This window comes from Comamonas testosteroni ATCC 11996 (assembly GCF_000241525.1).
GTDB lineage: Bacteria > Pseudomonadota > Gammaproteobacteria > Burkholderiales > Burkholderiaceae_C > Comamonas > Comamonas testosteroni.
Genome location: NZ_AHIL01000041.1, coordinates 131,959 through 157,392 on the forward strand (window position 1 = coordinate 131,959; position 25,434 = coordinate 157,392).

Annotated in this window: 26 protein-coding genes; 15 read left to right on the forward strand and 11 right to left on the reverse strand. The window is 60.8% G+C overall.

Going from position 1 to position 25,434, the window contains the following annotated elements; all coding sequences use genetic code 11:
- Nucleotides 1–24: 24 nt before the first annotated feature.
- Nucleotides 25–1,950 carry a methyl-accepting chemotaxis protein gene (locus CTATCC11996_RS17990; RefSeq protein WP_003078835.1) on the forward strand — a complete coding sequence of 642 codons (1,926 nt, stop codon included), beginning with the start codon at nucleotides 25–27 and terminating at the stop codon, nucleotides 1,948–1,950.
- Between the two features lie 62 nt (nucleotides 1,951–2,012).
- On the opposite strand, the gene mutS is transcribed toward CTATCC11996_RS17990, so the two are convergent.
- On the reverse strand, nucleotides 2,013–4,604 hold the full coding sequence (gene mutS, locus CTATCC11996_RS17995) for a DNA mismatch repair protein MutS (protein ID WP_003078837.1): 2,592 nt from the start codon (nucleotides 4,602–4,604) through the stop codon (nucleotides 2,013–2,015).
- Nucleotides 4,605–4,845: 241 nt separating this feature from the next.
- Here mutS and CTATCC11996_RS18000 point away from each other — a divergent pair, with 241 nt between their 5' ends.
- Complete coding sequence (locus tag CTATCC11996_RS18000) at nucleotides 4,846–6,135, forward strand: tyrosine-type recombinase/integrase (RefSeq protein ID WP_003078839.1); 1,290 nt, start codon at nucleotides 4,846–4,848, stop codon at nucleotides 6,133–6,135.
- Between the two features lie 684 nt (nucleotides 6,136–6,819).
- On the opposite strand, the gene CTATCC11996_RS18005 is transcribed toward CTATCC11996_RS18000, so the two are convergent.
- The 10 genes from CTATCC11996_RS18005 to CTATCC11996_RS18040 all read right to left on the reverse strand — a co-directional run bounded on the left by CTATCC11996_RS18005 (nucleotide 6,820) and on the right by CTATCC11996_RS18040 (nucleotide 13,609).
- A complete protein-coding gene (locus tag CTATCC11996_RS18005) occupies nucleotides 6,820–7,113 on the reverse strand; it encodes a helix-turn-helix transcriptional regulator (RefSeq protein ID WP_003078841.1) in 294 nt (97 codons plus the stop codon).
- Between the two features lie 2 nt (nucleotides 7,114–7,115).
- Nucleotides 7,116–7,640, reverse strand: coding sequence for a hypothetical protein (locus CTATCC11996_RS18010; protein ID WP_003078843.1), 525 nt, complete (start codon nucleotides 7,638–7,640; stop codon nucleotides 7,116–7,118).
- 235 nt (nucleotides 7,641–7,875) lie between these two features.
- Nucleotides 7,876–10,218 carry a ParB/RepB/Spo0J family partition protein gene (locus CTATCC11996_RS18015; RefSeq protein WP_003078845.1) on the reverse strand — a complete coding sequence of 781 codons (2,343 nt, stop codon included), beginning with the start codon at nucleotides 10,216–10,218 and terminating at the stop codon, nucleotides 7,876–7,878.
- On the reverse strand, nucleotides 10,215–10,682 hold the full coding sequence (locus CTATCC11996_RS24655) for a hypothetical protein (protein ID WP_003078847.1): 468 nt from the start codon (nucleotides 10,680–10,682) through the stop codon (nucleotides 10,215–10,217). The genes CTATCC11996_RS18015 and CTATCC11996_RS24655 overlap by 4 nt, the downstream gene beginning before the upstream one ends.
- The gene (locus tag CTATCC11996_RS18025; RefSeq protein WP_003078849.1) at nucleotides 10,675–11,028 is read right to left on the reverse strand and encodes a hypothetical protein; all 354 of its coding nucleotides are present in this window, start codon (nucleotides 11,026–11,028) and stop codon (nucleotides 10,675–10,677) included. The genes CTATCC11996_RS24655 and CTATCC11996_RS18025 overlap by 8 nt, the downstream gene beginning before the upstream one ends.
- Nucleotides 11,028–11,177, reverse strand: a complete 150-nt coding sequence (locus tag CTATCC11996_RS25725) for a hypothetical protein (protein ID WP_003078851.1) — start codon at nucleotides 11,175–11,177, stop codon at nucleotides 11,028–11,030. Before CTATCC11996_RS25725 ends, CTATCC11996_RS18025 begins: the two co-directional genes overlap by 1 nt.
- A gap of 8 nt (nucleotides 11,178–11,185) precedes the next feature.
- Nucleotides 11,186–11,560, reverse strand: a complete 375-nt coding sequence (locus tag CTATCC11996_RS18030) for a hypothetical protein (protein ID WP_003078853.1) — start codon at nucleotides 11,558–11,560, stop codon at nucleotides 11,186–11,188.
- On the reverse strand, nucleotides 11,557–11,694 hold the full coding sequence (locus CTATCC11996_RS25915) for a hypothetical protein (protein WP_003078857.1): 138 nt from the start codon (nucleotides 11,692–11,694) through the stop codon (nucleotides 11,557–11,559). The genes CTATCC11996_RS18030 and CTATCC11996_RS25915 overlap by 4 nt, the downstream gene beginning before the upstream one ends.
- Nucleotides 11,688–12,011 carry a hypothetical protein gene (locus tag CTATCC11996_RS18035; RefSeq protein ID WP_003078859.1) on the reverse strand — a complete coding sequence of 108 codons (324 nt, stop codon included), beginning with the start codon at nucleotides 12,009–12,011 and terminating at the stop codon, nucleotides 11,688–11,690. Before CTATCC11996_RS18035 ends, CTATCC11996_RS25915 begins: the two co-directional genes overlap by 7 nt.
- A gap of 932 nt (nucleotides 12,012–12,943) precedes the next feature.
- Complete coding sequence (locus CTATCC11996_RS18040; RefSeq protein WP_003078861.1) at nucleotides 12,944–13,609, reverse strand: LexA family protein; 666 nt, start codon at nucleotides 13,607–13,609, stop codon at nucleotides 12,944–12,946.
- An 82-nt stretch (nucleotides 13,610–13,691) separates the two neighbouring features.
- Between CTATCC11996_RS18040 and CTATCC11996_RS18045 the strand changes: the two genes are divergently transcribed.
- The 13 genes from CTATCC11996_RS18045 (at nucleotide 13,692) to CTATCC11996_RS18100 (ending at nucleotide 25,387) form a co-directional block, all read left to right on the forward strand.
- Nucleotides 13,692–13,931 (forward strand): transcriptional regulator, encoded by a 240-nt coding sequence (locus CTATCC11996_RS18045; RefSeq protein ID WP_003078863.1) that lies wholly within the window; start codon nucleotides 13,692–13,694, stop codon nucleotides 13,929–13,931.
- A 207-nt stretch (nucleotides 13,932–14,138) separates the two neighbouring features.
- Nucleotides 14,139–14,660, forward strand: a complete 522-nt coding sequence (locus CTATCC11996_RS18050; RefSeq protein WP_003078865.1) for a hypothetical protein — start codon at nucleotides 14,139–14,141, stop codon at nucleotides 14,658–14,660.
- Nucleotides 14,657–14,959, forward strand: coding sequence for a hypothetical protein (locus CTATCC11996_RS18055; RefSeq protein ID WP_003078867.1), 303 nt, complete (start codon nucleotides 14,657–14,659; stop codon nucleotides 14,957–14,959). Before CTATCC11996_RS18050 ends, CTATCC11996_RS18055 begins: the two co-directional genes overlap by 4 nt.
- A gap of 80 nt (nucleotides 14,960–15,039) precedes the next feature.
- Nucleotides 15,040–17,784, forward strand: coding sequence for a VapE domain-containing protein (locus tag CTATCC11996_RS18060; RefSeq protein WP_003078868.1), 2,745 nt, complete (start codon nucleotides 15,040–15,042; stop codon nucleotides 17,782–17,784).
- Entirely contained in the window at nucleotides 17,771–17,938 is a 168-nt protein-coding gene (locus tag CTATCC11996_RS25730) for a hypothetical protein (protein ID WP_155278086.1), read from the forward strand. The genes CTATCC11996_RS18060 and CTATCC11996_RS25730 overlap by 14 nt, the downstream gene beginning before the upstream one ends.
- Before the next feature lie 218 nt (nucleotides 17,939–18,156).
- Entirely contained in the window at nucleotides 18,157–18,501 is a 345-nt protein-coding gene (locus tag CTATCC11996_RS18065) for a hypothetical protein (protein WP_080569893.1), read from the forward strand.
- Between the two features lie 2 nt (nucleotides 18,502–18,503).
- Entirely contained in the window at nucleotides 18,504–18,929 is a 426-nt protein-coding gene (locus CTATCC11996_RS18070; protein WP_003078874.1) for a hypothetical protein, read from the forward strand.
- A gap of 392 nt (nucleotides 18,930–19,321) precedes the next feature.
- A complete protein-coding gene (locus tag CTATCC11996_RS25135) occupies nucleotides 19,322–19,651 on the forward strand; it encodes an HNH endonuclease (protein WP_236597793.1) in 330 nt (109 codons plus the stop codon).
- A gap of 183 nt (nucleotides 19,652–19,834) precedes the next feature.
- Nucleotides 19,835–20,353, forward strand: a complete 519-nt coding sequence (locus tag CTATCC11996_RS18080; RefSeq protein WP_003078879.1) for a phage terminase small subunit P27 family — start codon at nucleotides 19,835–19,837, stop codon at nucleotides 20,351–20,353.
- A gap of 17 nt (nucleotides 20,354–20,370) precedes the next feature.
- Nucleotides 20,371–22,101, forward strand: coding sequence for a terminase large subunit (locus CTATCC11996_RS18085; protein ID WP_003078880.1), 1,731 nt, complete (start codon nucleotides 20,371–20,373; stop codon nucleotides 22,099–22,101).
- Nucleotides 22,098–23,345, forward strand: a complete 1,248-nt coding sequence (locus CTATCC11996_RS18090) for a phage portal protein (protein ID WP_003078883.1) — start codon at nucleotides 22,098–22,100, stop codon at nucleotides 23,343–23,345. Before CTATCC11996_RS18085 ends, CTATCC11996_RS18090 begins: the two co-directional genes overlap by 4 nt.
- Nucleotides 23,345–23,974, forward strand: coding sequence for an HK97 family phage prohead protease (locus CTATCC11996_RS18095; RefSeq protein WP_003078885.1), 630 nt, complete (start codon nucleotides 23,345–23,347; stop codon nucleotides 23,972–23,974). Before CTATCC11996_RS18090 ends, CTATCC11996_RS18095 begins: the two co-directional genes overlap by 1 nt.
- A gap of 3 nt (nucleotides 23,975–23,977) precedes the next feature.
- On the forward strand, nucleotides 23,978–25,387 hold the full coding sequence (locus CTATCC11996_RS18100) for a phage major capsid protein (RefSeq protein ID WP_003078887.1): 1,410 nt from the start codon (nucleotides 23,978–23,980) through the stop codon (nucleotides 25,385–25,387).
- Nucleotides 25,388–25,434: the final 47 nt, after the last annotated feature.

Below are 25,434 nucleotides of genomic sequence, written 5' to 3' on the forward strand. Positions count from 1 at the left end.
CAGCTGGCTAGAAGAGGGACTCCCATGCACGCATTCCGCAACCTGTCGATACGGACCAAGCTCATGTCCAGCATGCTGGCCTGCCTGTTGCTGTTCGTGGCGATTTCCACGGCGCTGGGCTTTGTGCTGACGGGCACCAGCCTGCGCGAACGTGTGGTGGGGCAGGAGCTTCCGGCCGTGGTGGGGGAGATTCGCAACGACATCCTGCGCCAGATCGGCACGCCGCTGGCCATGGCCAGGTCGGTGGCTGGCAACAGCTTTGTGCTGGACTGGGAGGCCGCGGGCGAGCCCGAGGAGGGCAATGCCGCGTGGGCCAGATACGCTCAGGCCGTCAAGCAGCAGGCCGGGGCCTCATCGGTGTTCTGGGTGTCGGGCACCACGGGCCAGTATTTCGGCGAGCAGGGGCCGGTGCGCAAGCTCGCGCCCAAGGGCCAGGGTGACCAATGGTTCTACGACCTGCTGGCCGGCGACAAGTCGCAGGTGCTGGAGATCGACAAGGACGTCAGCTCCAGCGCCTACATGCTGTTCATCAATGTCCGCTTCGATGCGGGCCAGGGCAGGCAGGGCATTGCGGGCCTGGGCCTGTCGGTGGACGGGCTGGCCCAGGCCGTGCGTGCCTACAAGGTCGGTGAGTCCGGCTCGGTCTCCCTGGTGCGTGGCAACGGCAGCATTCTCGTGCACCGCGACCCGGCCCTGGTGGACGGCAAGCACTGGCTCAAGGACCGGCCCGGTTTCAGCATCGAGCTCAGCGCTGCGCTGCTGAACCGCGAGCGCTTTGCCCATTCCATGTACGAGGCGCCGTCGGGCCGCCAACTGATTGCTTCCTCCTATGTGCCCGAGCTGGACCTGTACGTGGTTGCCGAGCTGCCCGAGGCCCAGGTGCTGGGCGGCGTGCGGCGAACCATTGCGCTGACCTCGGCCGTGGCCGGCCTGGTGGGCGGCGGCATCGGCCTGCTGGTGATCTGGCTGGTGAGCCGGGCGATTGCGGCACCCGTGGGGCGCGCGGCGCGCATGCTGGAGGAGATTGCCGACGGCCATGGCGACCTGAGCCGCCGCATGCCGGTGGAGAGCAATGACGAGGTGGGGGCGCTGGCCTCGGCCTTCAACCGCTTTGTCTCGTCACTGGAGCGCATGGTGGGGGCCGTACGCCAGGCCGCCGATTCGATTTCAGTGGCCAGCTCAGAGGTGGCCCAGGGCAACCAGGACCTGAGCCAGCGCACCGAACAGGCGGCCAGCGCCCTGCAGCAGACGGCGGCATCGCTGTCGGTGCTGACGGACAGCGTGCAGGCCAATACCGAGGCCACGCGCAGCGCGGGCGATCTGGCACAGTCGGCGCGCGGCGTGGCCGAGCGTGGCGGTGCGGCCTTCGAGCAGGTGGTGATGACCATGGAGGGCATCAATCACTCGTCGCGCAAGATTGCCGACATCATCGGCGTGATCGACTCCATCGCCTTCCAGACCAACATCCTGGCGCTGAACGCAGCCGTCGAGGCCGCGCGTGCCGGCGAGCAGGGCCGGGGCTTTTCCGTGGTGGCAGCCGAGGTGCGCAGCCTGGCCCAGCGCTCGGCCGAGGCTGCAAAGGAAGTGCGCCAGCTCATCACTGACTCGGTGACCCAGGTGGGCAGTGGATCGCAGCAGGTAGCGCATGCGGGGGGCACCATGCGGGAGTTGCTGGAGGCCGTGGCCAGGGTGACGCGGATCATCGAGGAGATCAGCGATGCTTCGCAGACCCAGGGGCGCGGCATCGCCGAAATCAACCAGTCCGTGGCCGGGCTGGACGATGCCACGCAGCAGAACTCTGCCCTGGTCGAGCAGTCGGCTGCTGCTGCAGTCAGCCTGCGCGAGCAGGCTGCACGCCTGATGGGCGAGGTGTCTGCCTTCAAGCTGGGTGACAGGCCCCAGAGTCGCCCGTCCGTGCAGGAGCGGCAGCCGCAACTGCTGGAGGCCTGAACGCAAGCCGGGCCTGAAGAGATCAGGCCCGGGCTTGAGTGCGTAACGCCTGGAACGTGTTCTTAGGCGGCGCTGGTGCTCAGTTTCTTGAGCTGGTAGAGCACCTCCAGCGCTTCGCGCGGGCTCAGCGCATCGGGGTTGACGTCGGCCATGGCCTGATCCAGCGGGCTGAGGGCGGCGCTTGCGTCCACCAGTTCCGGCGCATCGAACAGATTGACCTGCAGCTCGTTCTCGCCGGCCTGGGATTCGAGTGCTTCCAGCGCATGGCGCGCATGGTTGAGAACGCCTGCGGGCATGCCGGCCAGCTTGGCCACCTGAATACCGTAGCTGCGGCTGGCGGGGCCGGCCTGGATCTCGTGCAGAAACACGATGTCGCTGCCCGACTCTGCGGCGCTGACATGCACGTTGACGGCGGCCTTGGCCTTGGCGGGCAGCTCGGTCAGCTCGAAGTAGTGCGTGGCAAACAGCGTGAACGCCTTGGTCTTGTCATGCAGCTGGCTGGCAATGCCGCTGGCCAGGGCCAGTCCGTCGAAGGTGCTGGTGCCGCGACCGATCTCGTCCATCAGCACCAGGGAGTGGGGCGTGGCCGAATGCAGAATCTGCGCGGCCTCGGTCATCTCCATCATGAAGGTGGACTGGGCATTGGCCAGGTCGTCGGCGGCGCCGATGCGCGTGTGAATGGCATCGATGGGCCCCAGGCAGCAAGCGCTGGCGGGCACATAGCTGCCCATGCTGGCCAGCAGCACGATCAAGGCCACCTGGCGCATATAGGTCGATTTACCGCCCATGTTCGGGCCGGTAATGATCTGCATGCGCGTGTTGAGGTTCATGCGCGTGTGGTTGGCAATGAAGCTGCCGCTGGAGGTCTCGGCCATGCGTGCTTCCACCACGGGGTGGCGGCCGCCCTCGATCTCGATGCAGGGCTGGCTGACGAACTGCGGCTCGGCCCAGTTCAGTGTCAGAGAGCGCTCGGCCAGCGTGCACAGAACGTCCAGTGCGGCAATCGCCTGGGCCACGCGCGTGAGCTGGGGGACATGGGGCTGAAGCTGGTCGAGCAGCTGCTCGAAAAGGAACTTCTCGCGCTGCAGCGCTCGCTCCTGGGCCGACAAGGCCTTGTCCTCGAAGGCCTTGAGCTCGGGCGTGATGTAGCGCTCGGCGTTCTTGAGCGTCTGGCGGCGGCGAAAGCGCTCGGGTACCGCATCCTTGTAGCTGTTGGTGACCTCGATATAGAAGCCATGCACCTTGTTGAACTGCACGCGCAGGTTGGGAATGCCGGTGAGCAGCTTTTCCTTGGCCTCCAGCTCCAGCAGAAACTCGTCGCAGTTGTTCTGAATGGCGCGCAGCTCGTCGAGTTCCGCATCAAAGCCCGTGGCAATCACGCCGCCGTCGCGCACCAGGGCTGCGGGCTCTTCATGAATAGCGCGCGCCAGCAGCTCGGCGCAGCCTTCGGGTGGCATCAGGTCGCTGAATATCTGCGTCAGATAGGCCGACGGAGCCTGTCCGGACTGCGCCAGCAGCTTCGCTTTTTCCAGCGTTTTGGACAGGCCCACCAGCTCGCGCGGGCGCACCTGGCGCAGGGCGATGCGGGCCGTGATGCGCTCCACATCGCTCACGCCCTTGAGCTCGGCACGCAGGGCTTGCCAGGGGGGCATGCCAGCCCCTGTGCCGCGCAGCACGCCAATCGCTTCCAGACGCTGCATGGCTGCCTTGCGATTGCGCTCGGGCTCCAGCAGCCAGGTCTTGAGCAGGCGGCTGCCCATGCCGGTCATGCAGCTGTCCAGCAGCGAAAACAGCGTGGGCGAATCTTCGCCGCGCAGCGTCTTGACAAGCTCCAGATTGCGGCGCGTGGCCAGCGGCAGGGCAATCAGCTCGTCGTCGCGCTGCACCTGTATGGCGTGGATGTGGGTCAGGTTGCGGCCCTGGGTGTGTTCGGCATAGGACAGCAGGGCGGCGCTGGCTCCATGGGCCAGCGGCAGACCTTCGGCCTCCCAGGCCTTGAGGCTGGCCGCGCCCAGCAGCTCCAGCAGCTTGCGCTCGCCCAGGCCCGAGTCAAACTGCCAGTCAGGGCGGGGCGACAGAGGGCAGCTGATGGAGCCGCTGTGCTTGACGGCAAACAATGCCTGCTCAAAGCGCTCGGTCACGCCTGCGCTGTAGATCACCTCGCTGGGCGCAATGCGCGACAGCCAGGCGCCGAGATCATCGGCCGCGCATTCGGCCATATGGATGCGGCCCTGGGTCACGGCCATCCAGGCCAGTCCCACGCGCTGGCGACCGGCGGTGTGCAGGGCCACCAGAATGGCTTCGCTCTTGTCGGAAAGCAGTTCGCTGTCCGTCAGCGTGCCGGGCGTGACCACGCGCACCACCTTGCGCTCCACCGGACCCTTGCCCACGCCGATCTCGCCGACCTGCTCGCAGATCGCCACCGACTCGCCCATCTTGATCAGGCGGCCCAGATAGTTTTCCAGGGCGTGGAAAGGCACGCCGGCCATGGGAATGGGCTGGCCTGCGGTCTGGCCGCGCGTGGTCAGCGTGATGTCCAGCAGGCGCGTGACTTTTTCGGCATCGCCAAAGAACAGCTCGTAAAAGTCACCCATGCGGTAGAAAACCAGCGTGTCGGGGTGATCGGCTTTGAGCTTGAAGTACTGCTGCATCATAGGTGTATGTGCAGAGATATCGCCGCCGCTAAGTGCTTGATTTATCCAGGATTCACTCATAACTATTATTTAAATCAATCACTTAGTTTGGTTTGCTGTTTTTATTTACAGTGCATCAACGCCATGCCAAAACACATCTAAACTTCGCGCTTTGGCGTAGGTTTTTGGCGTTGATTTTTATTAATCTACGCCGAGCTGGTTGGGGTCCTCTCGGGAAACCTACGCCGATCAGGAATGCGGCATGGGGTTCGATGCGAAGAAGGCCAAGGCTCTGGCGGCTGGGGAGCACATTATTGTCGATGATGCTCCCGGCCTGCGACTTGTGGCTACAGCCACGCGCAAGACTTGGACATACAGATATAAGAGCCCCATCGATGGGCGCATGCGCCAGGTGGCCATGGGGCAATGGCCTGCCATGACCTACGCAGCAGCGCTAGGTGTGTGGGATGAGTTGCGCACCAGGCGCGATGCTGGCGAAGACTTGGCCAAGGAAAAGAAGCGCGCCGGCGCAGTGGCCAAAGCCAAAGCGCATCTCAAAGAGGCGCAGGGTATCTATACCGTCGAGCGCCTGATCGAGGACTATCTGCAGGGCCATGTGGAGCGGCATCGCAAGCTCAAGGGGCAGAAGGAGACGCGGCGCCTGATGTTGGGCTACAGCGATTTTCTGCTGCCCATGAAGCCAGAGGATGTGAAGCGCACACATGCGTTTGCTTTGCTGGAGAAGGTGGGGGCGCATACGCCCGTCCTGGCCAACAATTTGCGCACGGAGCTGGGCGCGGCCTGGGACTATGCCCTCGATGCTGGCCGGATTTCTGAAGAGACCCCTAATTGGTGGCGACTGATTCTCAAGGGCAAGCTTCGCAGTCGCGGAAAGATCGTCGATGGTGAGCATCAAGGCGTCAAGCTACGCGCGCTGCAGGGGCCGGAGGTCGTGGCGCTGATTCGGTTCTTGCCCAACTTGTCCAGCCTGCTGGATGATCTTTTTACTTTGTACTTGTGGACGGGCTGCCGTGGTTCGGAGCTGGTGCAGATGATGGGCCAGGAGGTCACTCAAGAGTCGGATGGCTGGTGGTGGACTATCCCGCGTAGCAAGCTCAAGATGGCTCGCAATGACTTGGCAACTGACCTGCGGGTGCCGTTGGTTGGGCGTGCCCTGGTGTTGGTGCGCCGTCGCATTGCAGCTTATGGAGCTGGCCATCTGTTCCCATCACAGCCTGGCTCGATGCTGCCTCATGTCGAGCAGAAGGTGCTAGGTGTTGCCGCGTGGTGCAGTCGGCCGGGAACAAATGGCCGCCTGGGTGCCAATGGGAAGATGAAGCTGGAGATTGATCCCTGGGCGCCTCATGACCTGCGCCGCACTGTTCGCACGACTCTGGCCATGCTGGGCTGCCCTGATGCTGTGGCCGAGGCGGTGCTGGGGCATTTGCCCAGCGGGATCGTCGGCGTGTACAACCGACACAGCTATGACAATGAGCGGCGGGAGTGGTTGACCAATCTGTCTGCGTACTGGGAACAAATAGTCCAGCAGTAGCAGCCCGGTTGGTGAAGGTTTGGGAATCAGGTGCAAAGAGGCCCGCTTGAGCGGGCCTCTTTGGTCTTACGACTTGATTGCGATAACCAGCAGCGTCAGTGCAATAAGCACCCCGCCGATGGCCAGCATTGCGACTGAGAAATCACTCATGCCTTGCTCCATTCAGAAAACAGGTTGTCATCGAGACGAGCTCGACGGCCATGACTCTTGAGTTTTGTCGTTGATACTTCTTCGACGCTCTAAAGTCGTAGCTTGAAAAACCCTCTTCTGTTGTTAGCGACTAACGCAATGCGTTATCGAGAGCACTACAATGGCAACCGGTACTTTGCTAGTAATACTCAAGGCTCACTCTAGAAGAGAGTCGACGGGTTAGCTTGCTATTGAAGAGGCCGCTCCTTGCCGGGAGCGGCTTTTTCATTTTCAAAAACGGCTTCTTGGTAGAAATCAGAAGTCGCAATTGAACAAGCTGTGGATATTCTATTCGGCCGCCAAGCGTCTGGCCTGATGAAACTACTGAATCAGTCATTTCGAGCGTCGCTTGACAGCTGAGAAAATGACTTCATCCCGCATGGATAAAGGCCCGTGGCGTAGATACGTACGCTGGCAGAACGGGTCGGAAATATGTAAAAAATTTGCGTGTTTGATGCAGGAGACAGTTGTTGCGCGCGCGCCATTGACGGTGACTCAGAGGTTGGTGCTTGCAGGGCTTTGTGCAATGACCTGCGCCTTAATGCTTCGGGGCTTCTTCGCACCAGTGTTATCTGGTGGAAGCAAGTCCGAAAGCGGCAGTCCTGCCAACCAAGCATCAAGTTCGGAGCGCAGCCAGGCAACACGGCGGCGTCCAGGAAAGCGGCGGGCTTTGGGGGCAGTCCCGTCTTGGACCATTTGCTCAAACATGGAGACACCTACGGAGCAGTAGGCTGCGGCCATTTCTTTGTCCAGGGCGGCTGGGGTGCAGTGGAATGCGATGGTGGCCATGGTCAGGCTCGCTTTCTTTGTTCTTGTTTGTGGGGTGTCAGGGTGGTCATGCTGTTGTCTGCCTGGTAGACCTCGCCGCCAGCAGACTTTGTGCGTGCAATCAGGCGTTGTGCAGCCTGGTGCACTTCGCGGGCAGTGAGCTGCTGCAGTTGAAACTCGTGCAGATCCACCATCTCTCGTATGGCGTCCAGTTCGTGGAAGTGGACGGCGCTGGGCCGCCAGTTGTCGGCATGTCCGCTGCGCGCCTGGTAGGAGGCGCAGGCATGCAGCGCGGCCGCAATGTGTTCTTGAAGGCCGCGCACAATGCCCAAGTGCTCGATCTCCTGTGCAATCAGCATGATGGAGTGCAGAACCACGTATTCGTTGTGAGTGGCCACGCCTTCACTGATGTGTGCAAAGGCCGTGCGCAGCGGTCCCATGGTCTCGGCAACCTCGGCAGGCGTCAGCTTGCTGTTATGGCGGTTGAAGACCTGGCGCGGGTCACGCACATGGCGCGGCCCGGATCGGAAGAAGCTAGTGCGGCTCATGCTTGTGCTCCTGCCACTAGGTTGCGAAAAATGCCCTGCAAAGTAGCTGCGGGCAAGCTGCTTTGGGCGCTGATTGGAGTCTTCCACTCAGTTGGAGCTGGTCCTCTGTTGTAGTCGCTGAGGCAGGCAATACAGTACCCCTGTAGGTGCTTCTTTCTCGATGATGTGCGGCGGTAGAACTCCGTGGTGTTCGGCCACGATTCCCGGCACTTGGTGCAGATCTTTTCGTCGCTGTTCATTCGGCGTCCTCCAGCTCCGTCTGGTGGAAGCAGACACGCAGGGGCTTGCAACGTGGGGCGCGCTCGATGTCTACCTCCCACGCTTCAGCACCGACCTGCGCGGCGATGGTTCCGTAATAGCCGATCCAGGGCTTTTGCTTTTTGCCGGTGGCTGACTCATTGACCTGCACACGCGTGCCAATTGCCAGTGTTGCCCCTTCCTTCACATCAGCACTGCCTTGGCCAGCGTCCACGGCCGCAGCCTGCGCGCCAGCAGGCTGCTGTGCGTCATCGTCCGGGTAGGGGAAATCGTCCTCGATCTCGGAGGCGGGCGGCAGACCATGAGCCGCCTCGGCGGCTACAGGGGCTGCTTTGTTGCCTTGCGCTTTAGCGCCTGATATGGGTGCCTGGGCGACAGCCACAGGCGCCCCCTCGATGCCCTGCGCGGCTGCGGCCGCGCCTGATCCTTCCAACTCCTGCAACGCTTCAGCGATCTGGGCAGACGCATGCGCAGCGCTGGTTTTCGGCACTTCGCCGGCCCGCGCAGCGGGCTTCTTGCCTTTTTTGGCATTGCCTCGCCCGCCATCACCGCCAGCGCGCGCAGCGGGGTGTTGGGGTAGATCGGCCTTTGGGGCGTCAGGTTGAGGGGTGGCAGCGGCCTTTCGGGCGGCTTCGGCCGCGCGCATATTGGCTTTGGCCTTGGCTTTTGCGGCCTCCACGTCCACGCCGCAGGCCTCGGCCATGGCCAGCAGCTCGGTATTGGGTGCTGGTCGCCAGTCGTTCGTATCGAGGTCGTAGCGGTTCCAGAAGCTACGGTCATGCAGGGCGATGATGCAACCGGTCAGCAGGTGGGGGCTGTTCCAGTCGTTGGCAGCTTGCCTGATGGCTTCCTTGGGGACGACCTTTCCCAGATCCAGCAGCTTGCACAGCAGCTTGGCATCGTCACCATTGATCTGCCCTGCCAGGCGCCGCGCAGCCAGACGGTTGCCGGCCTTGGCCATGGGCGTGAGGAGTAGATCGACCTCCTGTTCTTCTTGCTGTAGCCGCTTGACTATTGCCTGCAACACGTCCATGCGCCAGGCGCGTTCGTAGTCGTCCTGGGCTTGTTTTTTGGCTTCCTTCTCAGCGCGCGCAGCTTGCTCGACAGCCTCGGCCGCCAGCTTCTCCTCGGCCTCGACGTGGCCGGCCATCTGCAGCAGCTGTTGCGCCTGCTCGGGCGTCACGCAGGCAATGAGTTCCTTGGGGTTGTCTGGGTTGGTGACCATGGTGGGCTTGATGCCCGACTGCTCCATGACCTTGGCGCCGATGGCCTTGCGCAGAGTCTTGCCCTCGATGGGGCAGTCCCGCTGGCTGTCCAGACGCTTGTAGCCAGGCACTCCGGTGAAGTCGCTGTAGTAGCTGCCGATCAGTTGCTTAGATTCCCTTTCGTCCAGCACTTCGCAGCCGCGTTCCTGGGCTTGCTTGCGCAGTTGCTCAGCGTGGGCCTGTTCCTTGTTGCGGTAGCAAGGCGGGTTTGTGCACACGTCTGCACCCTTGCTTTCTTCGTCCTGGTCGGCACCAGTGCGATGCGGGCAGGTGGTGCATGCGCCTGCAGAAGGGCAGAGGTCTGCGTCCTTGCGGCTGAACGGGGCTTTGCGCAAGTCCAGCATGTAATTAGTCTTGACGTGGCTCTGCACATCCCGCGCACTGGGCTTCTCATCGCGGTAGTTCGTCTCCAGTGCCCAATCCAGGGCTTCGCGCTGCAGGTCAAAGGTCGCAATGCGGGCGATGGGTAGGGCGCAGCTGTAGTCCAGCTCGCCTTGGCGCATGGCATCGCGGCCCTCGGGGCACAGGTTCAGGATCTTCAGGCGGGCATAGACGTAGGCCCGGCTCTTGCCGATTTTTTCGGCCACCTGGTCGGCATTCATGCCGTTGTTGTCCATCAGCACTTGGTAGCCCTCGGCTTCCTCCAGTGCTGTTACGTCTTCGCGCTGCAGGTTCTCGATGACCTGGGCTTCCAGCGCCTGGGCATCCGTCATGAGGCGGATCATGGCCGGAATCTCTGCCACGGCCGCTATCTGGCTGGCGCGCCAGCGACGCTCGCCACAGACCAGCTCGTACTCGGCTGGCTGGCGTTTCTCCGCCCTGGCCCAAGCCATTTCATCGCTGATGCGCTCCACGGGGAGAGGGCGTACCAAGATGGGTTGATGCACGCCTGATGCCTTGATGCTGTCGGCCAGCTCAGCGAGCTTCTCGGGGTCGAAGTGCTTGCGGGGATTCGTCAGGCTCCGGGCGATGCTAAGCACGGGGATATGTGCCATGCGCTCGCCAGCGCCTGGCGTGGGCAGGGCCTGGGTGACGGTGTCCTGGGTATCGGTCATGCTGCAGCTCCTTCAGTCCGAGCCATCCAGTGGGCGCGCATGCGGTCCACGTCATGGATGGCATTGGTGCGCCAGTCATCGCCATGTGTCAGGTAGTGGGTCAGCATCCAGTGCAGGACGGCAGCCTGCTCCTCTTCGGCTTTGCGTGGGACGTCATGTCCACCCATGCGCAAGGCCTCTGCAAAAGTTACGCACTGAAAGCACATCAGTCCGAGGATCTTTTTCAGCTCTGCTGTAAGGGGTGGAATTACAGGTGCCGCTGCTTTTTCCGGGGGAGCCATGCCGTACAGGAACCCTTTCACTGCCGGTTGCTTGCCCAGCCACCCCACGGCATCGATGGCCAGCGCGTGGGCTGCTGTCTCAAGGCGCATGCCGGGGCGAGGGCTTGGAATGTCCACGTGCACTTGGGCGTGTCCATCGGGCAGGTTTTCGATGACCAGGGTGATGCGATTCAGATCAGGCATGTGCTGCCTCCTTGGGTGGGGTTGCATTGGCCTGCGTGGCGCGGCCGTGGACTTGGATGTGGCTGGACATGCCCAGCGTGGTGCGCAGCTGGGCGATGGGTGCCCAGACCGTGACGCGCATGCCTTTTTTCATGGAGCGAGCTGCACGGTCGGCATCGCCGCGCAGAGCGGCCGGGTAGACCTGCTCGGCCCGAACCGGGGCGGTGCAACTGCCGTCTGACTGCATGACCAGGCAGAGCACGGGCATGGGGGTGTTGTCATCACCCATGGGGCGGGTGCGGACCTCAGCGTCCTGCAGCAGCACGCCGCTGAGCTGGATATGGGTGTCGGTCAATGCGTTGGGCATCACAGCACTCCAGCGTCAATTGCCACGCGCAGTGCGGCCAGGGCCAAAGCCACTGCACAGATTGCAGCCGAGCGAATGTAGGCCCTTCGGTTGCGTTTGAGCATGCGGGGTGTGGGTGCCCCGTCCAGTTGAATGATGGGTGTGCTCATGTCCGACCTCAAAATGGATAGGGGCTGCTCTCTTCGATCAACTCGCGGACAAAGCCGGTGTACTGCTTTGCTCGGTCGTAGCTGTCATAGGCGCAGTGATTGATGGCCTCGTGCGCGTCGTCCTCAATGCGGTGGCGCAGTCGGTCGCAGGCCAGCCGGCACATCGCGTCCAGGTCTAGCGCTGGGCGTGGTGCAGCAGTCAACGGAGCAATCAGTCGAAAGACTTGGGTATCCGTCCTGTTAGGCAGATCGACGGTCATGCGGACGGTCACTTCGGGCAATTGACGAGGGCGCAGCGCGACATCGACGGCTTGGATGTACTTCATGTCCTCCAGACCCAGCACGCGCAGCAGGGCCTTGTTGGTGTTGTGGATGGTCTTCACGCTGCGGCCCTCCGTGCGCTGATGGGATGGGCATTGCCGAAGCGAGCCATAGCACGCGCGATGGCATCGCAGCCGCCCGTGGCCAGGGTGGTGCGGCGCTTGCGACCACAGGTGACGATGTAGCGGGTCAGCATGTGGGGCCTCCATTTGGAAAATGACGTGCCCGAAACGCTTCCTCCCAGAGCTGGCATGCGAGTTTGGCGGCTTTTTCAACGCCCAAGTGCAGCAGCAAGCCGCCATCTATGGCGTGCTTCTCGTCTGATTTGGCCGAGAATTCGAGTGCAGTGCAGGCATCAAGAATCGCGTTGCGGTACGGTCCAGGGCGCAGTGCATCGCGCTTCTTTTGCAGCAATGCGAAAGACTCGCGGCCTTGCCATGCGCATTTGAGCCAGATGAGGTTTTCCGTGAACCGCTTTGATGTGCACACGTGTGCACTGTGTGTGTTTGACATTCCCCAACTCCTCGACATGTCTATGAAGGCAATGTTTGCATCACTCGTGTGATTTGATGCGGCGCCAATAATCACACGAGTGATCTTTGCTTGTCAACACACTAGTGATGATTTCGAGCGTGAGTGTTGGAGGTGTTGGTCTGCTCTGCTTGGGGGGGGGCGACTGGATGCTCTATGCGGGAACCCAGATTCCTCTCATCAAGCCGCTTGATTTGGATTTGAGTGTTTCAAATCCAGTTGAATATCCAACTTGGGAATTTAGTCCTAAACAATTAATGTGCACTGATGGCTTTTGCTTGTATACGGAGTATGCAAAGTATGTGCATTATTTACTTTGTTCGTTATACGCTTTGTTCGTTATTTGCTTCCTTCGGCATTTGCTTCGTTCGTTGTTTGCTTTCTTTGCTATACGCTTTGTTTCATTGGTGCATTATTCAAAATGGAATTAACTTTAGGAAAACCAAGTGGATTCGAAATGTGGGGAAAGAAATGAATCTCAAGCTGCTTGAAGTGGGAGGCTTGTGCAGGTGGGTGTGCTTGCCGTATCAAGGCGCTTGATGCAGGGGTACACGATAGTGCGCGGTGTCCGTGATGCAGGTGTCTGCGTGCTTGAAAAGCGCGGCGTTAGGTGCCGAGTTGGTGTGTGTGAGTGTCGTTCTGCGCTCTATTGAGTAGCTGCTTCCAAGAGTGCATGGGGGGTTTTGCAGCAAAAGTTCCAAGAGCGGCTGTCTGTTGTCCAGGCGGGGGCTTTTTCGCGTGCGAAATTGATTGCGCACCAGTCAGGGTGACTAAGGGGTGTTGCGGTGCGGGGCTCTGAGATATGTGATTTCAAGTGGCTTGATGGTCTACCTTCCAGGGGCGCGGGGTAGCCTGCCTTTGCTTGTTGGCGCAAAAAAAGCGCCTTTCGGCGCTTTGAGTGGTGAGGGCAGTTCTCAGGGAAGTCGACCAAAGGATGCGTCAACCACTACGCCAACGATGGCGTCGCCTTCAAGCATTTTTAAGAATCGGTGTGGCCAGTCGGGGTTGATGGCTTCAAGATAAGGCTCGCCATCGACAAGCGTGTATAGCTTAAAAGTTGCCTCGTGCTCTGCCTCGCGGCGCGCAATGACAAACTGACCAGGCTTCGCCTCTAGATGAGGGTTGACATGTAGCAGCATCCCATCAGGGAACGAATGTGGACCAGACTTTGAGGTCATCGAGCTTCCACGAACTCGCAGAAGATACCCGCATTCGCCAAGGTCGTATGGTGAGTATCCATATTCTTCGGCTTGCCAAGCTTCAACGCCCTCGCAGCTGCCTGTCCATTTTCCAGCTTGCACCAACGACACGATTGGATATCTCCCTTTTCCCTTGATATTCGGTCCGGGCTCGATATTACTGGATATATACAGGTGCTTGTCAATGCCTGTTTGAAGATAATCTGGGGTTGTGCCCAAAATATCTGCAATTTTTACGATGCTGGCTCCATATCCGCGCAAATCGCGTTCGATATTGCCGATGCCGCCCTGGCTGGAGAAGCCAGCTTCTGTAGCAAGTTGAGCCTGCGTGAGGCCCTTGGCTTGTCGCAAGCGCTTGAGTCGTTGGCCTAGTGTTTCCATAGTTAGATTTCATCACTTGTGTGAATCACTTTGGTATGTTTTGTTGTTGCTGGATCTATCACTTGAGTGATAATGCGAGGCAATGAATGCACTGAACACTGCTATCGAGAGGGCTCAAGGCGTTTGCCGTCTGGCTGACGCGATTGGTGTCGGCCAGTCGGTCATTAGCAATTGGCGCAAGCGTGGGACGCTGCCTGATCCAGTGAGCTGCGTTCGGATAGAGAAGCAGTTCGGTGTGTCGCGCAAAGAGTTGAGGCCGTTTGACTGGCCTGATATCTGGCCCGAGCTGGAGACCTCTTCGCAGGAGTCATCCCTTGGTTGACGGCCTGAACTTCACCCACCGCCCAGATCGGAGCTGTACAGCTGCCGGGCGTTTTGTCTCCTCGCTCCATCAAGGTGCTGCACACGCGGGAAGGTGTGTGCGGCTTGTTGTGCTGCGGGCGGTGGGCTTTTTTATTCATGGACGCAGTGTCGTTGCTGCGGGTGCGGGCCGAAAGCCTGAAATTTTTCTGTTTCAAGGGGGTGGGCTGTGACCTGCTATCTGTCTCCCAATGCATGGCGCGATGTGCTCTACAACGCGGTGCGCAACACCCCCGGCGGCGTCTCGGCCGCTGCCACTTTTCTGACCATGCGTCGTGGTCGCAGCATTCACCCTGAAACCCTGCGCGCCCGTCTGCGTGGCGTTGATGGCGAGTGGATCAACCTGGAGATGCTGGAGCTGCTGACGGAATGGATGCAGGAATGCCGGGATCCTGGTGCCCTCAAGTGGCTGACCACCCTGAACCAGCAATATGGAATGGTGGCCATGACCTTGCCCCCTGCACCTCCTGGTGGCTGGCCCTGCGAGGCCGAGGCCATCCAGAAGAAGCTGCTGCAGCTGGGCGTCGAGGGTGGATCTTTGACCGCCCTGGGTATGCGAGTCACCGAGGACAAGCGCGTGGAGCCGGCCGAGGCCGAGCAGATGTGCGCCCAGATCATGGGAGAGGTTGAGCTGCTCCTGCGCCTGCACCGCAATGTGCGCCGCGCTGCCGGCCTGGAGGTGGATCTATGAGGCCCGCAGGAGAAATCAGCCTGGCTATCGAGCAGGCCGTGGAGAAGCTCTGGACGCCTGAGCGCAGCCCGACCCTGGCCGAGATTGCCGCTCATTTGATGACGGTGGGCGTGGCTTTCAACGCCATCCGCAACACGGTCCCAAAGATGAAGCGCTATGGCCGCCTTGTGATTAGTGGGCAGCGCAAGGTGCCTAGACGCAATCGACCGGCAGCCGAGTACGCGCTGCCGCATCAAGTTCATGCCGCCAATGAGGCGGATTTCGTCGGCCTTTCGCAGGCCATGCAGCTCTGGGGGTAAGGAATGGTTGTAGTGCACGTCGCTGGTGTTAGGGACGCCGGCGTGTCGATGTTCTGTCAGGGATGGCAAGGGGGTGCTGCATGAACCAGCACCGCGAACCTTTGCCGCCCATCCAGTTCGGCCCGCTGCGTGAGGCGCTGCTGGCCAATGCAGAGAATCTGGTGCCGCGCTGGCTGCCTGGTGGGCAGTTTGACGGGCATGAGTACCGGTGCGCCGACTTGAGCGGCGGGCATGGTCACAGCTGCAGCGTCAATGTGAAGTCGGGCAGCTGGGGCGACTTTGCCACGGGCGACCAGGGCAATGACCTGATAGGCCTCTATGCCGCAATCCATGACCTGAGTAATGCCAAGGCTGCCATTCAGGTGGCGCGTGAGGAAAAGCTGGAGAGTGTGGCGGGGCTGGTGAAGCAGGCCAGCGGTGCAGCTGTGGTGCCCGCTGCCAACCCGCGCCCAGCACCCGCGCCCAAAGCTGACAAGACTCGCGACCAGGAGGAGTGGAGCACGCTGCGGCCGGTGCCAGGCAATGCGCAACAGCCGACGTTTTGGCACAAGCATCGCCAGTTGGAAGACCTGGAGCACAAAGCTGAATACCGCGTGGGCGCAGATTTGCACGGTTTTGTGATGCGGTACCGCACCAGCGATGGCGGCAAGGATACTTTGCCTCACACGTTTTGCAGTAGTGCCCGCGATGGGACTCGTGCCTGGAAGTGGAAGACCTGGGACGAGCCTCGGCCGTTGTATTTCCCCAGTCACGAGTTGCCCAATGGGCGCACGGTCATTCTGGTTGAGGGTGAGCTGAAGGCGGACGTGCTGCAGCAATTGCTGGATGCGGTAGCCCCAGGCATTTACTGCGTGGCCAGCTGGCCCAGTGGCAGCAAGGCGTGGAAGAAAACAGGTTGGGACTGGCTTGCCGGGGCCACGGTGCTGCTGTGGCCTGACTGCGATGCGCAGCGTGAGAGGTTGACCAAGGCTGAGCAGGCCGAGGTGAAGGACAAGCCCGAGGCGAAGGAAGCCTTGCAACTGACAAAGGCTTTGCTGCCGGCACATAAGCAGCCGGGCATGGGCGCGATGCTGGGCATTGGTGCCCATCTGGTGGCTGAGCAAGGCTGCACTGTGCAGCTGTTGCCCATTCCTGAGCCAGGCGCGAAGCCCAGCGGCTGGGACTGCAAGGACGCCATCAAGGATGAAGGCTGGACGGGCGAGGATGTGCTGGCCTTCTTTGGCCGGGCGCAGCCTTTGCCTGTCGTCGATGCGTCTGCAGACGCGCCTGTTCAGGCTGATGCCCCTGCGGCAGCGGCCGGTAACGGCGGCAAGCCCCCAAAACGCGATTCCCCCGTTGGCACAGACGGCGGCGGGTCTGAGCCGCCATCGGGCGACCCCGACGACCGGGACTGGCTGTGGCAGTTCTACGACCGCAGGAAGCACCGCTGGGATCTGCGTCGTAGCCTGGTGGTGGCCGCTTTGCAGAATGATCCTCAGCTCAAGGGCTGCGTGGCATTCAATGAGCTGAGCAAGAGCACCAGCGTGCGCAAGGCCTGGCCGTGGCCGCATGCCAAAGCGGGTGGGCTTGAGGCCGATAGCACCTTGCTGCTGGGCATGTACTTGAATGATGTGTATGGCGTGGGCGATGTCTCTACCCAGAACATCAAGGACGGGATTGCTACGGTGGCCTATACGGAGCGCTATCACCCGGTGCGTGAATGGCTGTCGGGCCTGGAGTGGGATGGAAAGCCGCGCCTGGACAAATGGCTTATCCATGTGCTGGGTGAGTCCCCCGAGACGCTGAAGGCGCCAATGAATGAATATCTGGCGCTTGTCGGCCGCTACTGGGTGATGGGCATGGTCTGGCGGGTGATGGAGCCCGGTTGCAAGTTTGACTATATGCCTGTGCTTGAGGGCAAGGGTGGCTTGCGCAAGTCCACCTTGGGTCGCTTGTTGGCGGGCCGGCCTGAGTGGTTCAGCGACACCAAGTTTGACCTGAGCAGGGGCAAAGAAGCCTATGAACAGGTGCGCGGCAAGTGGCTGTATGAGATTCAGGAAATGTCAAGCTTCTCCAAGGCGGACGTGAATGACATCAAGGCCTTTGTGTCGTCGATGGTGGACAACTACCGGGTGGCCTACGGTGACCAGGCGCAGGAGTTCCCGCGCCAGTGTGTGCTGGTGGGCTCGACCAACGATAAGAAGTATCTGCGCGACCGCACGGGCAATCGTCGTTTCTGGCCTGTGCCGGTGCGCCACAAGATCAAGACCGAGTGGATTGAGAAGTGGCGCGACCAGCTGATGGCCGAGGCCTATGCGCTCTATCAGAAGGGAGGCGTGCGCTACACGCCGACCGAGGAGGAAGAAGAGCGCCTGTTTGTACCGATGCAGGAAAGCCGCCAGCAGGAGTCGGCCGTCGATGCCGAGCTGTTCAAGCTGCTGACCCGTCCTGCCACTGCTGATGCGCGATTCATCAACAGCGATGCCGAACGTATCGCGATCAATACCCTGATCAAGGCCCTAGGCGTTGACATTGGCAAGGCTACCTCTGTCTTGAAGGGGCAGATCGAGGCCTGGCTTGAAAGCAATGGCTGGCAGTTCAAAGGCCGCCAGCGCGTCAACGGCCAGCTGGAGTCGGGGGTGTACTTCCGCCCCGATGTGTGGCCACCGGCCGAGGAGGACGCTGCGTCCGCGTCATGGACCCAGCAATCGGATGTGGCTGCTTCACCTGAAGCCGCCTCTGCTGGCGGAACGACCACCTTTGAGGCCCCACCTTTACCTGCTGGCATTGGCGCAGCTGGTGGCGGCGGATATGGGCCTATGGACGGAGACGATGAACCGTTCTAACCCTTCTTCTTTTTACATGGTGGCAGCGCCTGAATCGCGCTGCACCGCCCACGTGGCTGGAGGCGAGATTCGCGTCCACGTGGTGGCCTGGGTGATGGTGCGCCCGGCCTGCGGTGCAGTGGCGGGGATGGACTGCTATGCGCCTATGAGTTGATTTTGTTCAGTTGTTCAGGCTGTTCAGGCATTTGCCTAGTGCCATATAGCAATCACTACCCCTCTCTTTTGGGGTTGAAGCTGCTGCATTGCCTAGTTGATGACTGTTCAGCCTGGATGACTGAGACAAGCGCATGCCGGGGCGCATAGGCACAGGCGCGCGTGCGCTCGGGCAAATCCGCAATTCCCTCTTATCAATTAACTGAACAGGGTGAACAGATGAACAAAGATGTTAGGGCATCAGTCAAAGTGGGTGGTCAGGGCCAGTGGTCTGATCATGAGAAGTGGTTGATTGAGCAGGGGCAGCAGCGCATCAAGACTTTGATGCCTGAGGTGTACAAGACCATTTGCCGGTATGCAGAGAAGGACTCGAATGTGTGGCGCATCGTGCGCTTGGGCCTGGTTGGTCGGCCCGATCAGTTCTGGGCCTGCGAGGCTGGGCACGTGGCCGGCGCACCCTTCACTCAATTCAAGCGGGCTGTCGAGGTGTCGCGCTTGATTGCCCGCTTCGGTTGTGCACACGTGTGCATGATCGCGGGCCATGGTGATCTGGGAGGAACCTGACCATGGCGCGGATCGAGCACATCAAGCGCCGCCTGGATAACTGGGCGCTGTGGCGGGCACGGCGCGACAACAACGGGCTGGGCTTCCCATCGCAGAACATCCTGGCCGTGTGGGGTGCCAGTGTTGAGCAGCCGCAAAAGAACCGCGAGTCAGTCATGCCGGTGCTGCACCTGGAGGCTGAGGAGACGGATAAGGCGGTGGAGTCGTTGAAGGGTGGCAAGTCCCATCTGTATGACACGCTGTACTGCATCTATGTCCGTGACCTCGGTATCACGGGCACGGCCCGCCGTATCGGCCGTGCACCATCCACGGTGCATGCGCAGCTGGACGCAGCAGACCGCGCCATTGATGCCTGGTTGGTGGCGTTGGCTCAAGAGAAAGAGCGCAGACGCTCCCACATGCAGCCCCAAGGGAGTTTTTCCACATAGAGAGTTGCAGTACATTTGCGGCAAGCTAGTGCTCGGTGCCCCTAACCACTGAGTACTTGCCCGGGAACCCCGCCAGTTTGCGCTGTGCGGGGTTTTCTTTTGGGCGCGCTTGAGCCGGAATCCTCAATCCCCAACAGCTCGCTGAGGTACGAGCGATAAAAACCAACCGGCACCACAGAGGTGGAGTAATGCCGGGCCTTCCCATTACCGCGATGCATAGAGCGCTAGGGGCCGTGTGTCTGGGTGAGCGACACAGCATTTGAGGTTGGCACTTGAATGCGAGACCACTCAACGGTTGCGCCATCAACGCTGGAGCCGTAACCAGCAAATATTCAGGAGACATCACCGTGCCGTCAGCTGCCCCGCGTCCTTGCTCTCATCCTGGCTGTGGCGTGCTGGTCCGCGATGGCACGGGCAGATGTCCAAAGCACCCGAAGCAAACCTGGTCGAAGAAGCCCACGGCCGCGAAGCGCATCACGGGCAGGCCACTGCAGCGCCTGCGAGCTGATTTGTTCGCCCGCGAGCCGCTGTGTCGTGAATGCCGACGCAAAGACGTTGTCAAGCTGGCAACCCAGCGCGACCACATCAAGTCTCTTGAAGAGGGCGGCACCGACACGGAGGACAACGTCCAGCCCCTGTGTGACGACTGCCACGACATCAAGTCCAAGGCCGAGCGGGCGCGCGGCGTCAAACGGTCATGGGCCGGATATCGCTGCGAATGAGATGAATTCTCATTTGTAGGCGCGGGCAGGGGGAGGGGGTGAAAAAAGTTCACCCCGAACCGACCGGAAACCGAGCCCCCAGTCTTTTTTTTGCGCGCGCAGGTTTAGGAGGGGGGGGTACCCCCGATAGGAGGAATCATGGCCCAACGTGGACCAATGCCAAAGCCGCTTGCTCTTCGTGTTTTGGAAGGCAATGCAGGAAAGCGTCCGCTGAATCTGGCGGATGGCGTCAATCCGAAAATCGAAATCCCGGCTCCGCCGAGACACCTCAGCCGTGAAGCGCGCAAAGAGTGGAAGCGGATCACTCCGTTGCTGGAGGAGCTGGGCCTGATCAGCGGCTTGGACCGCACAGCTCTTGCGCTGTACTGCCAGGCAGCCGGCCGCCTGGCCGAGCTGGAGGAAGCATTCAACGGCCAGGTCAACCGCCTGATGGATCAGCGCGGGCTGGAATATCCAGATGCGGTGTATGAGGCCAGCCATGCGGTGACACCGAGCGGCTATGCCCAGCAGAGCGTCATGGTGCAGCTCATCAAGAGTCACCGTGAGCAGGTCAATCGCTATCTGCAGCACTTCGGTATGAGCCCGGCGGCCCGTGGCCGTGTATCACCCAGCAACTACGTGCAGCCAACGCTGCCCGGCATCGATGCGCCACCGCAGGCGCCAACTGGCTTCGCCGCTTTCACCTTGGTGGGAGGCCGCTAACACCGTGATTCACTTGCATGACCAGCAAATACATCGAAGCTGCACAGCGCTATATGCGCAATGTGCTCAGCGGAGCTGTGCCTGCGTGTAAGTGGACTCGGCTGGCTGTAGAGCGTCAACGCGATGACCTGGCGCGTGCCCCGAGTTCATCGTGGCCCTACATCTTTGACCATGCCCGCGCATCGCGCCCCTGCGAGTTCATTGAGCTGCTGCCCCACATCAAGGGAAAGTGGGCACGTGAAGGGCGCCTGATCGAGCTTGAAGACTGGCAGTGCTTCATCATCACCACGGTCTTCGGTTGGATCCACAAGAAAGTGGACCCCAAAACTCAGGCAGAGACCTGGGTGCGCCGTTACCGTGAAGGCTATGTGGAGGTGCCGCGCAAAAACGCGAAGTCCACGCTGTCCAGCGGACTCGCGCTCTATATGCTCAGCGCCGATGGTGAGCATGGCGCCGAGGTCTACAGCGCTGCCACCACGCGCGACCAGGCGCGGATCGTGTTTGATGACAGCCGGGCCATGGCCGAGCGCGTGTCGGACCTGCGCACGTATCTGGGCGTGGCCTTCATGCAGCACAGCATCACGGTGGCGCACACGGCCAGCAAATACACGCCGCTGGCAGCCGAGGGTTCCACGCTGGACGGTTTGAATGTGCACTTCGCCGTCATCGATGAGTTGCATGCGCACAAGACACGTGCCGTGTATGACGTGATTGATTCGGCTCGCGGCTCGCGTGAGCAGTCGCTGCTGTGGAATATCACAACAGCGGGCACTGACATTGGTGGCATCTGCTACGAGCGCCGTACGCACACTGTCAAGGTGCTTGAGCACGTCATTGATGACCCGGCCCTGTTCGGGATCATCTACACCATCGACTCTGCCGACGATCCCTACGCGCCAAGCAGCTGGGCCAAGGCCAATCCGAACTACGGGCACTCGGTGCTTGAGGATGACATGGCCGCAGCTGCCCGCAAGGCCAAGGCTATGCCCAGCGCGCTCAACAACTTCCTGACCAAGCGTCTCAACGTATGGGTCAACGGTGAGAGCGCCTGGATGGACATGAGGGCTTGGGAAGATCGCACGCTACCGGGCATCAGCCTGGAAGCAATTCCGCGTGACGTCCCTGTGTGGCTGGGTCTGGACCTTGCAGAGAAGGTTGACTTCGCCGCGCTGGTCGCCGTGTATCAGATGAATGGCTGCTGGCACGTGTGCCCGCGCCTGTATCTGAATGAGGTGGCGGTCGCTGCAAGCACTAACGCCTACCTCAGCGGCTGGGTGCATCAGGGCCACGTTGAAGTCACTGACGGAAACATCACCGACTTCGATGTCATTGCCAACGACATCCGCGAACTGTGCGGGCGGCTGAATGTGCAAGAGGTGGCTTACGACCCGGCGCTATCTCGCTACTTCGCGCGGCAGCTGCTGGATGAAGGCCTGCCTTTGGTCGAAATCACTCAGCGCAGCATGTTCTTCACTGGACCGCTGATTGAGGTGGAGAACCTGGTCCATGAGGAGCGGCTGGTACACGACGGCAACCCCGTCATGAACTGGATGATGAGCAATCTTGTCGTCAAGGTCAGCAAATTCAACGAACTACGGGCTCCAACAAAAGAGCGTCCGGAAAACAAGATCGATGGTGTGCTCGCCATGCTTATGGCGCTCGGGCGTGCGCTTTCGATTCCGGTGGTCGATACCAAGACCCAGCAGGCCAAAGCCTTCTGGGACTCCTTTGCAGAAGAGACGACATGAACATCATCCGCCGATCCCTACTGCACGCCGCTGGCTGGGTGCTCAAGGGCACGGACCTAACGCTCAACAACCCTCAAGGCTGGGGAGCATTGGGTGCCGGCCGCACCTGGGCCAACATCAATGTCAGCGATGCCACGCAGTTGCAGATCACCACGGCCTGGTCCGCTATCCGCCTGATTGCGGAAACCGTTGGCACCTTGCCGCTGCACCTGTACAGGACTACGGCCAAAGGCCGAGAGAGAGCCAAAGACGATCCACGATACGCGCTTGTGCGCTGGCAGCCTTGCGATTACCTCACGGCTCCCGAATGGAAGGAGTCCATGGTGGTCAGCCTGGCGACGATGGGGCAGGCCTACAACCCGGTCACTCGATTTGAGAGCACGGGTCGCATCATTGAGATCCAGCCCGTGCACAAAAGCCGGGTGCAGCCTGAAGTACAGCGCGACGGCAGCCTTATCTACTGGCTGACCGATCGCAACGGCCAGCGACGTGCGCTCAAGCGGCGCGATGTTATGCCTGTGCGCGGCTTTGGTGGTGTGGGGCAGCTTGAAGGATATGCACCGCACCAAGTGCACGGCAATAGCTTGGGCTTGTCCGTGGCGCTGGAGAAGTATGCGGCTGAGTTTTTCGGCAGCGGTGGTCAGCCTCTGGGCATCATCACTGGCGACTATGCCCCTGGCGAGATGACGCGGGATCAGTTCCGAAAGAGCGTCTCGAAGTACATCCGGGAGTCACGCGAGAAGGGCGAGCATCCGTTCTTCACGGACGGCACCAAGTACACGCCTATCAGCACGACGAACAACGACTCGCAGTTCATCGAAGCGCGCAAGCTCCAGATTGCAGAAGTGGCCCGGATCTACCGAGTGCCGCTGCACATGCTGATGGAGACGGACAAGGCCAGCTACAACAACACGGAGCAGGCCAACAAGCACTTTCTGGATTACACGCTGCTGTCGTACCTGACCCGCATCGAGGCCAGCCTCAACAGCTGCCTGCTGGAAGCCAGCGAGCGTTCGGCGGGCATGTATTTCGAGTTCGACGTCAACAACCTGCTTCGGGGCGACAGCACTGCGCGTGCTGACCAATATCTCAAGCTGCGGCAAGCCTCGGCCATCACTGCCAACGAAATCCGCGAACGGGAGAACCTGCCGCGTGTCGATGGTGCTGATGACCTTATGGCGCCGCTCAACATGGCGCCGCTGGATCTGCTGCGCCAACAGATTGACCAGAAAGGAGACTCCTGATGGATCGCATCACTGCACCCATTGAAATCAAGGAGGCAAAGGCTGACGGGAGTTTTACCGGCTACGCAGCGGTCTTCAATAACGTGGATCTAGGGCGAGATGTGATCCTGCCTGGCGCCTTCACCAATGTGAAGACCACTCGTGATGGCCAAGTGCGTATTGCCATGCATCACAACCTCAACCAGCTGGCAGGCAAAGCCAAGTTTGAGCAAGACGACTATGGCCTGTTCGTCGAAGGCCAGCTGGCTCTAGGCGTTGGCTACGTGCGCGATGCGTATGAGCTCATGAAAGCCGGCGTGCTCGATGGCCTCAGCGTCGGCTTTGACATCCCCTACGGCGGATCCTCTTGGGAAGACCGCGATGGTGACTACGTGCGAATCATCAAAGAGGCCGAGCTGTGGGAATTCAGCCTGGTGCCCTTCGGCATGAACCCTGCCGCGTTGGTCGATTCCGTAAAAAGCATTCGAGATTTCGAGGCGCAGCTGCGTGGCCTCGGATACAGCCAGCGCGAGGCCAAGGCCTTGGCTGCTGGCGGCTTCAAGTCGCTAGGCCACCGTGATGGTGGCCCGGACAGCGAGACGCTGGCAGACGAAATCAAGGCACTCACGCAAGCATTTACCTGGAACTGAACTATGCAACTCACTCGTAAACATCTCACGGTCGCATTCCTGGCCGGCATGGCGGTCCTGGCCGTCGCATCTCTGGCTGGCATTCCGCTGGTCTCCCACGACACATGGGCCGCTCTGGCAGCCGCTGGAGCCATGCCTATGGCTCTGACGGGCGAGACTGGCGGCGACATCCAAAAGGCCTTGGGCCAACTCACCGATGTGGCTAAGGCCGCTCAGCAGGCGGTCGCCGATATGAAGAAGGCGCATACCGAGCTGGATGGCCGAGTCGGCAAAATGCACGAAGAACTCAAGGCTGCTGGCGTTGACGCCACAACCAAGGCTGCATTCCAGGACGCGGTCCAGAAGGTGGACAAGGTTGAGAAGTCGGTCGAAAAGCTCACCGAAGAGCTGACCGACCTGGCCCGCAAATCTGCCAACCTGCTCGGCGGTGGCGGTCAGCAGCGCAAGAGCCTGGGCCAACTGGCCGGCGAATCCGATGTCTGCAAGTCCTATCGCGGCGGCACGGCTGAGCTCATTACCATGAATGCCCCGCTGTTCGGCAAGGCGGCTGTGACCAGCTCAGCAGCCAGCGCGGGCGCGTTCATCGAACCCGATCGCCGCGGCCTGCTGGTGGATCCGGCTATTCCGCTCACTGTGCGTGACCTCTTTATGGCGGTCTCGATCTCCACCAACGCGGTGGAGTGGGTTCAGGAGAAGCTGTTCACCAACAATGCCGGTCCCCAAAACGGTGAAGGCACTGCCAAAAACGAATCGGGCATTACGTTTGAGAAGAAGTCGAGCTCGGTCGAAACCATCGCACACTGGATCCCTATCAGCCGCCAAGTGCTAGCCGATGTGCCGCAGCTGCAAGGCCTGATCGATGGTCGTATGCGCGAAGGCCTGAAGATCAAGGAAGATGAAGATCTGCTCTTCGGTGACGGGCTGAATGGTCATCTCTTGGGTCTCGTTCCCCAGGCCACGGACTACAGTGCTGCGGGCCTGCCCGCTCCTGCGGCTGGCGGTCCGGCAACAACAATGCTCGACCACCTACGCTGGTCTCATCTGCAGGTGGCCAAGGCGCTGTACCCGGCCACCTTCTCGGTGCTGAGCCTGGAGGACTGGGCCACCATCCAGCTGCTGAAGACCAATGACGGTGCCTACATCTTTGGTACACCCACCGATGGTGCCGCGCCGCGTGTGTGGGGCAAACGTGTGGTGGAAAGCTACGGTCTGCCCACAGGTCAGTTTCTCAGTGGCAGCGGCTTCGCAGCCACCATCTACGACCGTGAGGAAGTCACTGTGCGTGTGGCAGAGCAGCACGCTGACTTCTTCATCAAGAACATGGTGGCCCTGCTGGTGGAAGAGCGCTTGGCCTTCACTGTCGAGCGCCCCAAGGCCATTGTTGCCGGCACATTCCCTGCACCTGCTCCCTGATCGAGGCGCAGCTCTCTCAACTTAAACCGCAAAGGCCGGCCTCGCGC

What these genes read in the sequence shown, in the direction of transcription:
- CTATCC11996_RS17990 (WP_003078835.1), top strand. Translation starts at nt 25, where the DNA reads ATGCACGCATTCCGCAACCTGTCGATACGGACCAAGCTCATGTCCAGC.
- mutS (WP_003078837.1), bottom strand. Translation starts at nt 4,604, where the DNA reads ATGATGCAGCAGTACTTCAAGCTCAAAGCCGATCACCCCGACACGCTG.
- CTATCC11996_RS18000 (WP_003078839.1), top strand. Translation starts at nt 4,846, where the DNA reads ATGGGGTTCGATGCGAAGAAGGCCAAGGCTCTGGCGGCTGGGGAGCAC.
- CTATCC11996_RS18005 (WP_003078841.1), bottom strand. Translation starts at nt 7,113, where the DNA reads ATGGCCACCATCGCATTCCACTGCACCCCAGCCGCCCTGGACAAAGAA.
- CTATCC11996_RS18010 (WP_003078843.1), bottom strand. Translation starts at nt 7,640, where the DNA reads ATGAGCCGCACTAGCTTCTTCCGATCCGGGCCGCGCCATGTGCGTGAC.
- CTATCC11996_RS18015 (WP_003078845.1), bottom strand. Translation starts at nt 10,218, where the DNA reads ATGACCGATACCCAGGACACCGTCACCCAGGCCCTGCCCACGCCAGGC.
- CTATCC11996_RS24655 (WP_003078847.1), bottom strand. Translation starts at nt 10,682, where the DNA reads ATGCCTGATCTGAATCGCATCACCCTGGTCATCGAAAACCTGCCCGAT.
- CTATCC11996_RS18025 (WP_003078849.1), bottom strand. Translation starts at nt 11,028, where the DNA reads ATGCCCAACGCATTGACCGACACCCATATCCAGCTCAGCGGCGTGCTG.
- CTATCC11996_RS25725 (WP_003078851.1), bottom strand. Translation starts at nt 11,177, where the DNA reads ATGAGCACACCCATCATTCAACTGGACGGGGCACCCACACCCCGCATG.
- CTATCC11996_RS25915 (WP_003078857.1), bottom strand. Translation starts at nt 11,694, where the DNA reads ATGCTGACCCGCTACATCGTCACCTGTGGTCGCAAGCGCCGCACCACC.
- CTATCC11996_RS18035 (WP_003078859.1), bottom strand. Translation starts at nt 12,011, where the DNA reads ATGTCAAACACACACAGTGCACACGTGTGCACATCAAAGCGGTTCACG.
- CTATCC11996_RS18040 (WP_003078861.1), bottom strand. Translation starts at nt 13,609, where the DNA reads ATGGAAACACTAGGCCAACGACTCAAGCGCTTGCGACAAGCCAAGGGC.
- CTATCC11996_RS18045 (WP_003078863.1), top strand. Translation starts at nt 13,692, where the DNA reads ATGAATGCACTGAACACTGCTATCGAGAGGGCTCAAGGCGTTTGCCGT.
- CTATCC11996_RS18055 (WP_003078867.1), top strand. Translation starts at nt 14,657, where the DNA reads ATGAGGCCCGCAGGAGAAATCAGCCTGGCTATCGAGCAGGCCGTGGAG.
- CTATCC11996_RS18060 (WP_003078868.1), top strand. Translation starts at nt 15,040, where the DNA reads ATGAACCAGCACCGCGAACCTTTGCCGCCCATCCAGTTCGGCCCGCTG.
- CTATCC11996_RS25730 (WP_155278086.1), top strand. Translation starts at nt 17,771, where the DNA reads ATGAACCGTTCTAACCCTTCTTCTTTTTACATGGTGGCAGCGCCTGAA.
- CTATCC11996_RS18065 (WP_080569893.1), top strand. Translation starts at nt 18,157, where the DNA reads ATGAACAAAGATGTTAGGGCATCAGTCAAAGTGGGTGGTCAGGGCCAG.
- CTATCC11996_RS18070 (WP_003078874.1), top strand. Translation starts at nt 18,504, where the DNA reads ATGGCGCGGATCGAGCACATCAAGCGCCGCCTGGATAACTGGGCGCTG.
- CTATCC11996_RS18085 (WP_003078880.1), top strand. Translation starts at nt 20,371, where the DNA reads ATGACCAGCAAATACATCGAAGCTGCACAGCGCTATATGCGCAATGTG.
- CTATCC11996_RS18090 (WP_003078883.1), top strand. Translation starts at nt 22,098, where the DNA reads ATGAACATCATCCGCCGATCCCTACTGCACGCCGCTGGCTGGGTGCTC.
- CTATCC11996_RS18095 (WP_003078885.1), top strand. Translation starts at nt 23,345, where the DNA reads ATGGATCGCATCACTGCACCCATTGAAATCAAGGAGGCAAAGGCTGAC.
- CTATCC11996_RS18100 (WP_003078887.1), top strand. Translation starts at nt 23,978, where the DNA reads ATGCAACTCACTCGTAAACATCTCACGGTCGCATTCCTGGCCGGCATG.